Annotated in this window: 13 protein-coding genes and 1 pseudogene; 4 read left to right on the forward strand and 10 right to left on the reverse strand. The window is 42.7% G+C overall.

The window, feature by feature from the left end; all coding sequences use genetic code 11:
* Nucleotides 1-34 precede the first annotated feature (34 nt).
* From HMPREF9378_RS01290 to HMPREF9378_RS01280, 3 genes are read right to left on the reverse strand one after another with little or no spacing between them, the layout of a single operon-like run.
* Nucleotides 35-547, reverse strand: a complete 513-nt coding sequence (locus tag HMPREF9378_RS01290; RefSeq protein ID WP_002914348.1) for a hypothetical protein — start codon at nt 545-547, stop codon at nt 35-37.
* Nucleotides 547-1,380, reverse strand: coding sequence for a hypothetical protein (locus HMPREF9378_RS01285; RefSeq protein ID WP_002914349.1), 834 nt, complete (start codon nt 1,378-1,380; stop codon nt 547-549). The genes HMPREF9378_RS01290 and HMPREF9378_RS01285 overlap by 1 nt, the downstream gene beginning before the upstream one ends.
* The gene (locus HMPREF9378_RS01280) at nt 1,356-1,979 is read right to left on the reverse strand and encodes a hypothetical protein (RefSeq protein ID WP_032911370.1); all 624 of its coding nucleotides are present in this window, start codon (nt 1,977-1,979) and stop codon (nt 1,356-1,358) included. Before HMPREF9378_RS01280 ends, HMPREF9378_RS01285 begins: the two co-directional genes overlap by 25 nt.
* A gap of 381 nt (nt 1,980-2,360) precedes the next feature.
* Here HMPREF9378_RS01280 and HMPREF9378_RS01275 point away from each other — a divergent pair, with 381 nt between their 5' ends.
* The 4 genes from HMPREF9378_RS01275 to HMPREF9378_RS01260 all read left to right on the forward strand — a co-directional run bounded on the left by HMPREF9378_RS01275 (nt 2,361) and on the right by HMPREF9378_RS01260 (nt 5,950).
* A complete protein-coding gene (locus HMPREF9378_RS01275) occupies nt 2,361-3,410 on the forward strand; it encodes a bifunctional glycosyltransferase family 2/GtrA family protein (protein ID WP_002914352.1) in 1,050 nt (349 codons plus the stop codon).
* Nucleotides 3,407-4,318 (forward strand): phosphodiester glycosidase family protein, encoded by a 912-nt coding sequence (locus HMPREF9378_RS01270; RefSeq protein ID WP_002914354.1) that lies wholly within the window; start codon nt 3,407-3,409, stop codon nt 4,316-4,318. Before HMPREF9378_RS01275 ends, HMPREF9378_RS01270 begins: the two co-directional genes overlap by 4 nt.
* Nucleotides 4,299-4,754 (forward strand): hypothetical protein, encoded by a 456-nt coding sequence (locus tag HMPREF9378_RS01265; protein ID WP_002914356.1) that lies wholly within the window; start codon nt 4,299-4,301, stop codon nt 4,752-4,754. The genes HMPREF9378_RS01270 and HMPREF9378_RS01265 overlap by 20 nt, the downstream gene beginning before the upstream one ends.
* A gap of 161 nt (nt 4,755-4,915) precedes the next feature.
* The gene (locus HMPREF9378_RS01260; protein ID WP_002914358.1) at nt 4,916-5,950 is read left to right on the forward strand and encodes a DUF4839 domain-containing protein; all 1,035 of its coding nucleotides are present in this window, start codon (nt 4,916-4,918) and stop codon (nt 5,948-5,950) included.
* A 60-nt stretch (nt 5,951-6,010) separates the two neighbouring features.
* Here the strand turns inward: HMPREF9378_RS01260 and HMPREF9378_RS01255 are convergent, their stop codons facing one another.
* The 7 genes and pseudogenes from HMPREF9378_RS01255 to HMPREF9378_RS01225 all read right to left on the reverse strand — a co-directional run bounded on the left by HMPREF9378_RS01255 (nt 6,011) and on the right by HMPREF9378_RS01225 (nt 15,499).
* Nucleotides 6,011-6,616 carry a histidine phosphatase family protein gene (locus HMPREF9378_RS01255; RefSeq protein WP_002914360.1) on the reverse strand — a complete coding sequence of 202 codons (606 nt, stop codon included), beginning with the start codon at nt 6,614-6,616 and terminating at the stop codon, nt 6,011-6,013.
* A gap of 14 nt (nt 6,617-6,630) precedes the next feature.
* Nucleotides 6,631-7,543: pseudogene (locus HMPREF9378_RS01250) on the reverse strand (HAD family hydrolase).
* A 171-nt stretch (nt 7,544-7,714) separates the two neighbouring features.
* On the reverse strand, nt 7,715-9,952 hold the full coding sequence (locus tag HMPREF9378_RS01245; RefSeq protein ID WP_032911372.1) for an alpha-galactosidase: 2,238 nt from the start codon (nt 9,950-9,952) through the stop codon (nt 7,715-7,717).
* Nucleotides 9,953-10,061: 109 nt separating this feature from the next.
* Entirely contained in the window at nt 10,062-11,006 is a 945-nt protein-coding gene (locus tag HMPREF9378_RS01240; RefSeq protein WP_002901419.1) for an AraC family transcriptional regulator, read from the reverse strand.
* 1 nt (nt 11,007) lies between these two features.
* Nucleotides 11,008-11,886, reverse strand: a complete 879-nt coding sequence (gene metF / locus HMPREF9378_RS01235; protein WP_002901421.1) for a methylenetetrahydrofolate reductase [NAD(P)H] — start codon at nt 11,884-11,886, stop codon at nt 11,008-11,010.
* Nucleotides 11,887-12,023: 137 nt separating this feature from the next.
* On the reverse strand, nt 12,024-14,276 hold the full coding sequence (metE, locus tag HMPREF9378_RS01230) for a 5-methyltetrahydropteroyltriglutamate--homocysteine S-methyltransferase (protein ID WP_002914369.1): 2,253 nt from the start codon (nt 14,274-14,276) through the stop codon (nt 12,024-12,026).
* Nucleotides 14,277-14,515: 239 nt separating this feature from the next.
* The gene (locus HMPREF9378_RS01225) at nt 14,516-15,499 is read right to left on the reverse strand and encodes a hypothetical protein (RefSeq protein ID WP_002914370.1); all 984 of its coding nucleotides are present in this window, start codon (nt 15,497-15,499) and stop codon (nt 14,516-14,518) included.
* Between the last annotated feature and the right edge of the window lie 25 nt (nt 15,500-15,524).

Below are 15,524 nucleotides of genomic sequence, written 5' to 3' on the forward strand. Positions count from 1 at the left end.
GGGTTACTTATCATAAAGACATCTTTATCTAATACTAATTTTCATCAAATAGGATGCGACGAGTCTTATCTACTAAACTAGTATACTGACTCTCTTGTTTATGCAAGTTTCTCAAACTTTGATAATTTACAATTAAAATGGCTAATAAGCAGAAATGACGGACATCGTACAACAAACCAATCTGGTTATACTGCAATAATACTTTAAAGATATTTTTAAAATAGAAGAGAACCACGACGCAATAGATCATACAAAGAAACATTTGCAGAAATGCTAAAAATGCTAAATTCTTGTGCAGTAGAATGCGTTTCAGAATAAATGACAACACCAAAACAAGCGAGATTGACCATGACATCGATACTAGCAAGTCCAGATTAGAATGATTAATACTATCAACTGATTTCAAATCTGAGATTGACATAAAAACTTTATCATCAATCACTACCGTTGGAAAAATAAATATACCAAAGTAATAAACCAAAATGAAAATTACTTCTGCCTTAAAATCTTCATCTTTAAAATTTACACTCCCACGATATTTTCTCATCACCAATTCTCCAATCTTAATTTCCCATCCTCAACAGCAAAACCTTTTTCTTCTCCTTTTAAACGATAAATACCATTTGGCAAAGACTCTTCATCGTTCAATTCTTTCAGGCTTTTTTTAAAAAACTCTGTCTTCTCATTATTGCTCAAATTATTCGGTAAATCGATACTAACGTAAATTAGACTATTTGCAATTGCATCTTTCACAGATAGTTCTTCTGCGCCGCCAAAAGTAGAATGACCTTTTCGTATATTACTTAGCCTGGATTCATCGAGCCAATGGAGTGATTGACTACCTATAAAGTTATCAGAAAAAGTACTTTTAAGACTGATTCTAGCCCCCTTTAACTCAGATGACTTTTGTAACTTTTTTGCAAGCTCCCTCTCAATAACCTTATACTCCCCTTTTTCTTCAAAGACTTTCTTAAGCATTGGTTCGTACATTTCATACCCATAATCTCCCATTCCATTTCTTGAATATACAGACATGCCAGAAGAATTTGAGTAAGAAATCTCACCTTTGTAGGTTGGCAAAATAAGTTCCAACCAACTCATATTTTTTTTAATAGGAAAAGTATAAACCTTACTCCCAACATTTTCAGTATAAATATAAGATACTTCCAAAGATGCCCAATTTCTTTTATCATCAGGAATGAAGCTCTTAACTTGAACTTTTCCACTAAAATATTGAGCTTGGTAGCCTGCTTTTAGGCGACTTTCTAAATTTTTTATCCCCAAGAACCATAGCAGAAGCAGAGAAAGGAAAAAAAGGAATAATGAAATAAAACCTCGGTATACTCTTTTAATCATCATTTCTCCCCTCTTTTGACCCATGTAATCGCATCCTTACCGGTAATATCATCTTTAATTTCCCAGTCAAATAGTTCTCTTAGTTCTTTCCTGCTAACTTTCTGAGTCCGGAGATTGATATAGAGCATTTGCTTTTCTCTAGTCCAAACTCCAACATAGTCATCATTACCATCGCCGTATAACTTTATTCTACCACTTAGCCCTACAAAACCTTGCTCATACGCAATCTTAAGCAAATCCATTGTCTCTTTTTTGATTCCTTTATGATCAAAACGATAATAGTGAATTTTAAAGTACTCATGTTGATCTTTGGTATAACCTTCATCTTTTCTTGTTCTAGAATCTTGGAAAACTATATAATGACTCCCAATATCAATTGATTCATATTCATCCTTATCGAGAGGGCGTTTTAAGGAAGCAGACACAGACGGTATAGATATAATATAGTCAATTTCTACTATCCCCTGATTGTGGCCTACAGTAAGATAATTTTCTTTTAAAACTAGTTTTTCATTATAACTTTGGTACCAGAATCCACAGATAAAAATTGACAAGAAAAACACCACTAGCCCGATCAAATGCACATGCCACATCTGCCATTTAAAGTTCTGAAATTTCTTCATCTGATTCTCCTCGTTTTCTGGATGCTTGATACTGAGCATTCATCCTTTTCCAATCTATATTCTTCTTTTTATCCATCTTCCAATATTTTACCACGAATACTATCCCAAACAAATGGTTATTGGAATTTTTTATAAGATTTTAGAAACTTTTCGATACTGCTGTTTATATATTACTTTTTTTAAAAAAGTCGGTCTTCTCTTGCTCCATCTTACATTTTATTCTACATTCTTAACTCTAATCCTCTCCCCACCAGCCTTTCTATCCTCTCCTTTCTCTGCTCTTTCCTTAAAGAAATGTTAACATTTTCTTAAAACTAACTTATATCAGGAACTTTTAAGCCGCAGTCTGTATACTTTCTAAAAATCATCTAAGAAAGAGGTATGGATATGGATTATCTAGTGATTCCGGTCTATGAGCCTGATTATAATCTTATTAAGCTGATAAAAAAAATTCACCATAAAGGTGATTTTCATATTATTGTTATCGATGACGGCAGCTCATCTAAATGCCAGATAGTCTTTGAGCAGGCAGAGCAGTACGCGATCGTGCTCCGTCATCAGGTCAATCAAGGCAAGGGGCAAGCGCTGAAAACTGCTTTTACCTTTATCCAAGCACTTAAGAACTATGGCACGGTGGTAACAGCAGATGCGGACGGCCAGCACAAGGTCTGGGATATTTTCCGCGTAGCGAGCAAAGCTTCTGAAAATCCCAATCGGCTGATTCTGGGAGCACGCGCCTTTACTGGCAAGGTGCCTCTGCGCAGCCGCTTCGGCAATAGTCTGACTCGGGCTCTCTTCAAGCTTCAGACTGGTGTGGGTGTCTCCGATACTCAGACAGGCTTACGAGCCTTTACGACCAACATGATTCCATTTATGCTAAAGGTAGAGGGGCAGCGCTATGAGTATGAAATGAACATGCTCCTAGAAGCCAGCAAGGAATATCCCATTTTGGAAGTTCCCATTGAGACGGTCTATATTAATGACAATCAAGGCTCGCACTTCCGGCCGATTCGGGATGGGCTCATGATTTATAAAAATATATTCAAATTTGCCCTGACTTCTCTCAGCAGTTTCGTCGTTGACTACATCGTCTATGCTCTGGCTCTCTTGTTTTTAGCCGCTGTGCCAACCAGCCTGAGAATTCTTCTAGCTAACGGGATTGCTCGCGTAACCAGCTCAATCTTTAACTATTCGACCAATAAAAGGCTGGTCTTTAAGAACGACGATAGTATACTCAAGACAGGAACTGGCTATTTCAGCCTAGCTGTAGTGCTCTTTATCCTAGATACACTGCTGATTCGCCTCTTCTACGCTGTCTTTGGTCTCAATCTTCTGATTGTCAAAATCATCGTTGGCATCTTGCTCTTCACCGTCTCCTGGATGGTCCAAAAGAGATTTATTTTTAAGGAAAGGACACACACCGCATCATGAAATTTTTAAAGAAACGCTATGCCTATGCCTCCATCTTCGGGCTGCTTCTGACAGCTTCTTTCAGCTACTCCATGCTGAAAACCTTCGTCATCGCAGAGACCATTTCCACGGTTTCAAGCGCAAGTTCGTCGTCCGATGCCGAGGCTGCCAGCAAGGCTGCGGAAACAGCGACTGTAACGGACACCAGCTATTCAGATGACAACATTTCGGTCACGCTAACTGAAAAGACCGTCAGCAACACCCAAGTCTACATCGCCGATGTGACCGTCAGCTCATCAGAATATCTGAAAACGGCCTTTGCCCAAAATACCTACGGAAACAATGTCACCGCCAAGACCTCGGAAACGGCGGCCAACAACAATGCTATCCTAGCGGTTAACGGCGACTACTATGGAGCCAACACAACTGGCTATGTCATCCGCAATGGCATCGTCTACCGCGATACCGTCCGAGAAGACTCCAGCAATGGTGATTTGGCTATTTACAAAGACGGCTCCTTCAAGATTATCTATGAAGACCAAGTCTCTGCTGATCAACTGGTCAAAGACGGTGTGGTCAATCTCTTGGCCTTCGGCCCATCTCTTGTAGAAAATGGTGAGATTGTCGTTGATACCAACTCAGAAGTCGGCCAGTCCATGTCTTCCAATCCTCGGACTGCTATCGGTATCATTGATGAAAACCACTACATTATCATCGTTTCAGACGGACGGACCTCAGAAAGCGAGGGACTTTCCCTCTACCAGTTGGCAGAAATCATGAAATCTTACGGTGTCAAGACCGCCTACAACCTTGATGGCGGCGGCTCCTCTACACTTTACTTTAACGGTCAGGTCATTAACAAACCTACAACCAACGGAAATACTATCTCAGAAAGGTCGGTGAGTGATATTGTCTACATCGGTTACTAATCCCAGCAAAAAACGTTTTAGAAAAACAGCCCTTATCTACGCCCTATTAACTATTTTCTTCTTTGCTTTCAGCAGAATCTATGAATCCTTCAGCTTCGGCGAAACATCTAGCCACATGCACTACCTCTTTGTCATTCCTCTAGCGGGCGGCATCCTCCTCCTGCTCTTTATGAAGGTCACCCCTAATCTCTCTCGGCTCAGCCTCAACCTCTGGAACTCAGCTGTAGCCATCATGACAGCCGGTATGCTCTTCCGTGGCATCGTCAACCTATCTGGCCGCTCCACGACGCTGGATATGCCCTACTGGTATGTGGGAGCAGCCTTTGTAGCTCTGACACTACTATCTATCGTCTTTACTCGCAGTGAGTGGAAGGTAGAAGGGGAAATCAGCAAAAAGAAAAAAGAATTTACATATACTGAACTTAGAAGAACATAAAAAATTCATCCCCTCCAGTTAGCTGAAGGGGATAAGTTCAATGTCAAATTATTATAAAATTAGATAATAATGCAAAAAACTTATTGACATAAACATGTTTCTGTATTATATATAGTATCAGAGATTTATATAAATTTAAATTGAAAAAGGTGGGAGATATTATGACTATATATAAAGGAAAAACGACTGAGGATGCAATTGAAAAAGGTTTAAAAGATTTAGCACTTGATAAAAATAAAGTTAAAATCGAAGTTAAACATCAAGGAAATACTGGAGTCTTTGGTTTATTTGCCAGTGAAGCTATAGTAGATATTAGGCCACTTACTGAAAAAGAAATTCAGCATAAAAAGTATCAGAAAATTTTTATGATTGTTGGAGTAACAATTGCAATAGTTGCTTTTGTTTGTATCGGTATTTTTTCGTCTTCTAAAGAAAATTCTAACGAGCTTTCTTTACCAATAGAGTCAGAAAACATTAATCAAAAAAATTATAAAGTGATTGTTAGTCAACTAGAGGATACTGGTTTTACAAATGTGAAAACTGAGAAAATTGAAGATCTTATCAACGGCTGGCTTATAAAAGATGGACAAATTGAAAGTGTATCTATTCAAGGAAAGACGGAGTTTCAAAAGGGAGAAAAAATTCCTAAAAATGCTCATATTACAGTCACCTATCACACTTTTAAAAAAGAGGAAAAGAATCAAGAAGGTAATAAAAAAAAGGAAAATTCCAGTTCCTCTTCAATTGATACTAAATCTTCTTCTAGCTCTTCCGAATCTTCCTCAAGCTCATCTGAATCATCAAAAAAACCTGAACCACAAACTATCACTCCTGACAACAATCCAGAATTTGCTGCCATCTTACAGACTGAAGATCCAACAGCAATTTCTTCCTTCGTTCAAAAATACAAAGGCAAGACAGTAGAATTTAATGGTTATATTGCTTATTTAAATCCTCATGCTAATTATAAAACTCGCTATGATATTCTAATTTATGCAGGTGATTATCCTGGACCTGATCTTGCTACTCCTGGCCCAGCTTTTCAATTTAATGATGTTGTTCCGACCTCAATATTTAAAAATTTTAGTGGAGATGGAGTTGGCATTGGACAAAATATGCATATAAAGGCTAGTGTGAGAGAGTTTACTAAAGGTGAGCTTCTGATTCTTGACCCAGTCGAAGTAACAGAACGATGATACAGTTAGTTTTATCTTTGTATAATAAAAATCTGGTTTCTCTATAAGAAACCAGATTTTTCATTCACACTCATACACACTCCCCGTCAGAGGGTCAATAACTTCTGCCAGCCTAAAATAGCCCTTCTCATAATGGTAATGGCAGATGGCGCAGTTGCCAAAGCGTACCTTGGGGTCCAGGGCTTGAGCTGCAATCTTGAGATAGAAGGCCCACATGGCACCGCCATGGCTGACGGCCAAGACTGGCTCTGCTCCTGCCTGCTCCATGACCTCAGTCAGAGTGACCAGCATGCGCTCACCGACTTGGTCCACACCTTCTCCGCCATAGGAAACGAAGAGGTCTTCAAAAGAGGTAGCTCCTGGTCGAAATTTCGGCTGCAGACGTTCAGGCTGAGCCTCAAAAAGACCAAAGTTCCATTCTTTAATGCCCTTAAGGCGAGTGTAGTCGGTTCGACCAGAGACAAGTTCCAGCGTATCAGAAGCTTGCTCCTGAGTGGACGAATAGAGCTGACCAAAACGAATGCCCCGCTCTTTCAAATAAGTTCCTGCCTGGTGTGCCTGATCCTGTCCCAGTTCAGTCAGAGGGGAGTCACAAGCTCCCTGCACCAAGCCTTCTTGATTGAAAAAGGTTTGCCCATGCCGCATCAGATAAAGTGTTTTTGCCATCAATCATCTCTCCTTTAGATGAGTTCTAACTTTTCAAAGGCCTTGTAGAGACCGTCTTGGCTGACCGAGTCTGTCACCAGATCAGCCATGGCCTTGATTTCCGCTCCGCCATTTCCCATAGCGACCCCGACCTGACAATAGTCCAGCATAGGAATATCAACCTTGGCATCGCCAAAAGCCAGAGTATCTGCCCTGTCAGCATCCAGATGCTTCAGGAGAAGCTCAATGGCATGCGCTTTGGTAATGTCTTTGACGCCCAAGTCACCAAAGAGAGCATGCTCGTCCTTTCCTCCCCAAGTACCTGCCTTAAGTTCAGGAAAAGCTGACTTAGAGTCCAGATGGTCTTGATAGCTTCTGAGAATAAAGCTGACTTTGTTCAGGTCGTCCCGGTAGATCTCCCCACCATAAACCAGGCCATGAAGAGCTTCTTCAGCCTCCATATTTACTACTTTTTCTGGATTGACACCTTTTCCAAGTACATAGGTCCGAAGCACTGGTCGTGCTGCTTCGCGGAAGCCTTTGCTTGCAAAGAGACCGTTATTACTCTCTAGGTAAAACTCTAGCTCCCGCTCCTGAAGCCAGTCGACTAGCCTTTTAGCGACATCTCGCGGAATCAGTTGGTGCAGAATAACCTCCCCCTCATGCTCCACATAGGAGCCGTTGCCCCCAATCATGCCATCAAAGCCAATATCCCAAATTTCCGGCGGCATCTCAGCCTGCTGCGACCTGTGCAGACATAGACCAGATGGCCCTTTTCCCGTGCCTTGCGAATGGCGACCACAGCAGACTCCGGTATATGATTATCATAGTCGATGATGGTACCGTCCACATCCAGAAAGATGATTTTTCTCGTCATAAAGCCCCTTTTTCTCATGATTTTCCTCGCATTTGCCGAATGCTTTCTTCATTTTTTACAAATTCTCTCACTTTTGGCCAATATTATTTTACGAACTCTTCATCCTATTATATATCTTTTTGAAAGCCTTTTCTTATAGAATTATCAGAGATAATGGTACTATCCTTTTCTCTCAGAGAAAAAACAAGAAGGACAGCTTTTAATCAGCTTGTTCCTTCTGCTTTTTTTATTTCCCATCTTATCTACTCATCCTCTGCTTCAAACAGCCAGAGTTTGGAATCAAAGTCATAGCTTGGCTTTTGCTCAGAATCCTCCAGTAACTGACCGCTGGAAGTGTCCGTGGTGACCAGTCCAACTCGCATAAGCTCAGCCCCAGTATAGCTACGCCCCTCTAGCCGATAGACCTTATCCACAGCCAGTCCTTTCAATTGCAAACGCTGATGAGAGCGATTGACTTGATTGAGGACCTTGAAAGTGCCTAAAAGTGCGGTGTTCTGATCCTGACTGACAAGCATCCAAGCTGTCTGCCCATCTCCCTTAAATGGCGACTGCAATCGATAAAAAGTTCCATTATGAATCAGCTCTCGATGGCGTTTGTAAAAAGCTATCTGTTCCCTGACTTCAGCCAATTCTTCTGGGCTTAGCTGATTAAGATCCAGCTCATAGCCAAAGGAACCGAAAAAGGCGACATTGCCCCGCGTCTTCAACGGAGTCAGACGGTTGGTCTGGTGATTGGGCACGATGGAGACATGAACCCCCATGGACGAAAGCGGATAGATAAGGCTGGTCCCGTACTGAATCTTCAAGCGCTCGATAGCATCCGAATCATCACTAGTCCAAGCCTGAGGAGCATAATAGAGCATACCTGGATCAAAGCGGCCTCCACCTGAAGAGCATGATTCAAATAACAAGCTTGGATACCGACTGATTAAACGCTCATACAAGTCATAAACACCCAAGACATAGCGGTGAAAAATCTCTCCTTGCTGATCGGCTGGCCAAGCAGCTGAGAAGACATCCGTCAGAGGGCGATTCATATCCCATTTGATATAATCCAGCTGCGCTTCCTCGATAACCGCTGATAGACGCTCAAAAATCTCATCCACTACTTCCGGCCGAGAATAGTCCAAAACAAACTGGTTCCGACCATGGTGGGGCTGTCTATCTGGCACTGCCAGCAGCCAGTCAGGATGAGTTCGGTAGAGTTGGCTGTCCTTATTGACCATTTCCGGCTCAAACCAAAGACCAAACTTCATGCCTAAACCGTGAATTCGCTCTGCTAGCGAGCCCAGCCCCTGCGGCAGCCTTTCTGGATTGACAAACCAATCACCCAGCCCAGCACGATCGTTAGTCCGCTGGCCAAACCAGCCATCATCTAACACAAAGAGCTCCACCCCTACTTCCTGAGCCTTTTCAGCAAGCTCCAGCAGCTGATCCTCACTAAAGTCAAAATAGGTAGCTTCCCAGTTATTGATGAGAACAGGACGCACTCGCTCGCGCCAGTAGCCCCTAGCTAGACGTCGACGAAATAGCTGATGAAAGACTTGACTCATGCCATTGAGGCCCTGCTCAGAATATACCAGCAGAGCTTCTGGACTGGTAAAGGACTGGCCCGCAGCCAGCTTCCACTCAAAACCGAAAGGATTGATGCCTATCTGCAGCCGAGTCACATCATAGGTGTCCACCTCAGCCTGAATGAGAAAATTACCTGAGTACACCAAGGCCGCTCCTAGCACTGGACCTGAATACTCTGTTGTTTCCGCTCGCTTGAGAGCTACAAAAGGATTGTGGTGGGGACTGGAAATGCCGCGGGTTGACTCAATGGACTGAATCCCCTGCTGAAGCGGCCGCTCCTTGATATGGCGTTCCCGGGCCCATGCTCCCGATAGCTGCGGCCAGTCATAATCAGCATCTGGCAGATCCAGCGACAGACTAGCTAGGGATTCCAAATAGCAAGTTTCCCTGCCTTGATTAATCACTTTGCTGGAACGAGCTATAACCGGCCAATCAGCAAATATCGTATAAAACAGCTGAACTTCCACTTCTGTCAACTCATCTCGCAGGGTTAGAATAAGAGTCTTAGCCTCCGTTTGAGCCTCTGTATAAGTAGCTGGCAGCCCCTCTAAAGCTGGCTTACCATCTACTATCTGATGACTGACATAGACAAAGTCAGTAATGCGCGAGCCATTTCCCTGCCGCAGACAGATATCGGGATGGCGAAAATCTGTCGTGCCGTATTCTGGAAATTCCTGCCGCACATGCTCCAAAGAATAGCGTAAATCCCCTTCTTTTCGATAGGTTGTCATGGGCCGATGCTGCAGCTCCACCAGATAAGAATAATCCCGCTCTGGTACCGCCGCTCCGTAGTAAAGTTGCAAGAGTTTACCATCCTCCGAAACCCGAAAGATATAAGAAATCTCGCCATTAGTCAGATGAAATTGCCTGCACTCTTCGTTAAACAAAATACTCGCCTTATTCATGGTCTTCTCCTTTTCACAGTCTGCAATCAAACTTCCACTTTCATTATAAAAAAGGCCACCCCTTTTGGTAAGCCTTTCTTTCTAGTATTATTTATCCAAATGTGACTTTTTACAGCTCCTGCCCCAGATGAGAGCTAGCCTTGCGAAAGTTCAAAGGCGACTGGCCACGCGCCTTCTTGAAGGCTTTTGAAAAGCTCTGTGTTCCGGCAAAACCTGTCTTACTGGCAATCTCTTCCACCGAAAGCTGACTGCTCGTCAGCAGATCAGCTGCCATATTGAGTCGCAAGTCATTGCTGTACTCCTTGATCCCCTTGCCCACTTCATCCTTGAAAAGCCGAGATAGGTAGGAAGGATGCAGAGCCAATTTCTGCGCCAACTCCTGCACAGATAAACTTTCTGGCAGATGGCTACTCAGCAACTCCAATACCTGCTGGACATAAGGATTGACTCGACGGCTTTCCGTGATTAAGGATGTCTGCTTAAGACGTTGAGACAAGAGTTCTAAAAAGCGATAAACTTGCCTTTGCAGAGCCAGTTCAGCTGTTATTCCACTGCCCTCATAAGCCAAACTTTCAAAGACCAAGGCCTTAAATTCCTGCAAAGAAGTCAGCTCAAAAGACCATTGGCCAGACTGTAAGCCCAGAGCCTGCAGATAAGGAGGCAAGAGACGCCCACCCAGTCCCATCCAAACATAAGACCAAGGCTCTTCTCCATCAGCCTGATAAAAGACCGATTGACCCGGTGGCACCACAAAGCCCTGCCCTTCCTGCAAATCATAGCGCTGATTGCCCACGGAGTAAGTCCCCCGTCCCTTCAGTACGATGTGAATGACATAAACATCCCGGACAGCCGGCCCAAAGCTATGATGAGCTTCCGTTTTTGAATAACCACAGAAGGCAAAAAAACAATCTTCTTGGCCAAACTGCATAGACTTAACCAAGGTCAGCGAATGCTCCATCAGCTCCTCCTTAGATTTGGATAAAACTTTTACCCTTATTATAAAACAAAAACCACTAAACAGCAACTGAATCTGATTAGTGGTTTCTTCATTCATCTTAGAAAGATTGAACGGATGGATTATGATTAAAGAGGGCATGGGTAGCCTTGTAGATATGGTAGGCTGTTGCAGCATTATTCATAGTGTAAAGGTGTATGCCCGCCACATCCTGAGTCACCAAGTCAACAATTTGATCCACAGCATAAGCCAGACCAGCTGCTCTCAGAGACTCTGGATCATGTTCGTACTTATCCAGAATAGCCCGGAATTTTCTTGGCAGCTTGATATTCTCGCATGTCTTAAGCAGGCGGAGAGCCTGATTGCGATTGAGAATCGGCATAATCCCAGCATGGATTGGCACTTCAATACCAGCTAAAATGCACTTGTCCTGAAAATCATAAAAGCGCTCATTATCAAAGAAAAGCTGGGTCACCAGACTAGAACAGCCAGCATCGACCTTTTTCTTCAGATTTTGAATATCCGAAATCTGATTTGGCGAATCCGGATGGCCCTCTGGATAGCAAGCTCCGATGATGTCAAAGTGCGGTGCTTCTGTCTTGATGTATTCTATCAAGTCAGTCGCATAGGTAAAATCATCCTTAGGCGCCACATCTGGAAAAATATCCCCTCGCAAAGCTAAAATCTGATGGACACCAACCCGATCCAAAGACTGCAAGATATTAGACACCATGTCTTTGGTCAGATAGACCGCGGGTAGGTGAGCAATCGTCGGAATCTGGAGTTCGTTGGCGATGAACTCAGTCAAACGAACCGTCGTCTCCTCAATGTCAAACTTATTATTGCTGGCTGTCACACTGATAAAGTGAGGAGCCAAATCTTGCATCTCTCTCAATGCCTGAAAAATCTTATCATTGCCTACTGCCGGATTGGGAGGAAATACTTCAAATGAGAGACTGGGTGTGTGACGACGAACCATATAACAAAAAGTTCCTTTCAATGATGGTAGTGATAGCCGAGGACAATCCTAGAAGAATAGCTCCTGCAGGATTGTCAGCTCTGCTTCAATTTTAGTATGTTCCTCCATCAAGATCAACTTTTGAGGTTCAAGGAGGATTATTTCAGGTGTTGTCTAGCTGCTTTAGCTGCTTCTACTAAGCGCTCCAAGCTAGCTTTAGTTTCTGGGATACCACGAGTTTTAAGACCACAGTCAGGGTTGATCCAGACCTTGCTGCTTGGCACCTTAGCCAAGATAGCTTCAATCGTATGGTCAATTTCTCCTTCGTTTGGCACACGCGGTGAGTGGATATCGTAAACTCCAGGCCCCACTTCTGTCTGGAAGTTCTTAGCCTTGAGCTCATCCAGGATTTCCAAGTTAGAGCGGCTAGCTTCAAAGGAAATCACGTCCGCATCCATGTTGTCGATAGCAGGGATGATATCGGTAAATTCTGAGTAACACATGTGAGTGTGGATTTGCGTATCTGGCGCTACTGTTGAGTGTACCAAGCGGAAGGCTGGAATTGCCCAGTCAAGGTAGTCTTCGTACCAGTCGCTGCGACGGAGTGGCAATTTCTCACGAAGAGCAGCCTCGTCGATTTGGATAATCTTCACGCCCGCAGCTTCAAGATCAAGTACTTCATCCTTGATAGCAAGTGCGATTTGAAGAGTAGAATCCTTGATAGAGATGTCTTCACGTGGGAATGACCAGTTGAGGATGGTAACAGGTCCAGTCAGCATACCTTTAACAGGTTTGTCAGTACGGCTTTGTGCGTAGCTAGACCATTTAACAGTGATTGGGTTGAGACGAGTCACATCACCCCAGATGATTGGTGGTTTGACCCCACGCATACCGTATGATTGTACCCAACCATTTTTAGAGAAGAGGTAGCCTGACAGATTTTGACCGAAGTACTCAACCATGTCATTACGCTCGAATTCACCGTGCACCAGCACGTCAAATCCGACTTCTTCTTGCCACTTGATCCATTCATCGATCTGCTCAGCTAAGAACTTGTCATAGTCTTCTGCTGACAGCTCACCCTTGCGGAAGGCCAAACGTTTAGCACGGACTTCCTTAGTTTGAGGGAAGGAGCCAATTGTTGTAGTTGGCAACGGTGGCAGATTGAGTGTCTTGTGCTGGATTTCCTCACGTTCTGCAAAGGCTGGCAAACGAGTGTAGTCAGCGTCTGTCAAAACAGCAATCCGCGCACGAAGTTCTGCATTTTCACCAACACGTTCAGTCGCAAAGAGTTCTTTGTTAGCAGCAAGTGCTTCTGCACCGCTGCCATTGCGGATAGCATCCAAGTCACGGATTTCATCCAATTTTTCCACCGCAAAGGCAAAGTGGTTCAAGATTGCTGGTTCAAATTCTTCATTAGCCGTTGTAAATGGCACATGGAGAAGTGAGCATGAGCTTGTCAACACAAGATTTTCAGCTGGGATTTGCTCAAGAACAGCCAAGCTCTTTTCATAGTTATTGCGCCAGATGTTTTTACCATTGACAATCCCTGCATAGAGAGTCTTGTCAGCTGGGAAGCCACCTTTGACAAGTTCAAGTGTTTTCTTGCCTTCGACAAAGTCCAAACCAATCGCATCTACTGGCAACTCTACAAGATCTGCATAGATGTCACGAACGTCACCAAAGTAGGTTTGAACCAAGACTTCCAAGCCTTTCTTATCCGCCAGAAGTTTCTTATAAAGATCTAAAAAGAGGGCTTTTTCTTCTGCTGACAGATCCTTGACCAGACTTGGCTCATCCAGCTGGATGCGCTCTGCGCCCAGCTCTGCTAATTTTGCAAAGACTTCTTGATAAGCTACAACTAGTGCATCTACAAAGTCAGCCGGCGCTACACCGTCTTCAAAGTCAGATACCTGCAGGAGAGTGAATGGGCCGACCACAACAGGACGGGTTACCAAGCCCAACTCTTTAGCTTCTGCAAATTCATCAAAAATCTTATGCCCAGCCAGCTTGACTTGGGTTTCTTTTTCAAATTTAGGAACGATATAGTGGTAGTTGGTGTTGAACCATTTCTTCATCGGAAGAGCACGGACATCCCCTTTTTCGCCCTGATAGCCACGAGCCAAGGCAAAATAACGCTCCAAGTCAGTCAGCTCCAAGCCTTGCACAGATGATGGTACTACGTTAAAGAGAAAGGCCGCATCCAGCACATTGTCATAGTGAGAAAAATCATTTGATGGAATCTCAGAAATTCCTTTTTCCTTAACAATATTCCAATGCTTAGCACGGAGCTCCTTAGCTGCAGCCAGAAGCTCTTCTGCTGAGATTTCATGTCTAAAGTATTTTTCAGTTGTAAATTTCAATTCGCGGAATTCACCCAAACGTGGGAAACCAATAATAGTCGTTGACATAAACGTCCTCCAAAATTTTTCTTGATTTTATCTTATCAGAAAATCTCCCCTCTGTATAATTGGAATTTTCCAGAGTTTGATATAGCCTAAAACTATAACCTGGTTCTCTATACAACCATAAAAGCTTATTTTTCAACTTCCATTGATTAAGATTATTGTTTGCTATAGGTAGAAGTTATGTCCTTGGAAAAAGAAAAACCAGCGAGAATAAACTCTCGTTGGTTTCCATAATATCTTTTTTAGTCTGCTTCATGATACAGCTTTTTAGCCTTTTCAATATCATAGTATCGGTCAAACTCTTCTTTGGAGTTGACGATATGTTTTTGACTGTCAATAGAAAGTTCTGAGGGAATGTTTACAGCTTCATATACATTCACCGTAGACGGCAAAAATAAGCTGTAGACGGTTGCCTCACGCTCAAATTGCACTGCACTATTTTTAGAATTCAAAATAAATACAGTCGCATTTCCTTTTTCTAAGAGCTTATAGGGCTTTGAGCTCTTCGCAAACTGAGTCTGTTCCAAAAAAGCTTTATCTATCGAGAACTCCCCACCAACAGAAACAGTTTTAATACCATTAGCTTTATCATCCCAAGATGTTGATGTTGTTACTCCCAACTTTCTGTTAAAGTCTTGAGCTAGAATTTCATTTTCCTCAATCTTCTTATTTTGCAAATTAAGAAAAAGTGGTTTAGTATTTTGATAATTCTTTAAATCCCGTATCTGAATCTTTAAATATTCCTGTCCTTTCCAAGTATAAATATCCCCTAGCTCTGCTGGTATATAATCCACATTGTAATCTTCTACCACCTTGTAAAGATCCAATTCCGTCTCCTCCTCAAGCTTCATGCCCTTAACTTGGTAAATACTCAAAGTCCAGTAAGCTCCATCAATTGGCCGCTCCTGTAAATAATAAGGAGTATCTTTTAATTTCATATTCTGACGCAATATATATCGAGAACCTACACGAGTATTTTGTACAAATCCGTAATTCCCAAACTCTTCCATTTTTTTGTCTTCTTCCGGAGTCATTGAAGTCCAATGGACAATAGCGCCTGCACCATCCGCAATGATTTCATAATTATCAATTTCAGCTTTACCAGTATACTGGCTGTACTGCCCATAGTATTGTTCATTATAGTAACGATAGAGAGTCCAAGATACCAAAGATAAACCTGCTAACACTAGCAGTGTAATAAGACTCTTTGTTTTACTCCATTTCATAATTAAGCTCCTATTTTTGTAAATT

Source organism: Streptococcus sanguinis SK1 = NCTC 7863 (genome assembly GCF_000194945.1).
In the GTDB taxonomy this organism is placed as follows: Bacteria; Bacillota; Bacilli; order Lactobacillales; family Streptococcaceae; genus Streptococcus; species Streptococcus sanguinis.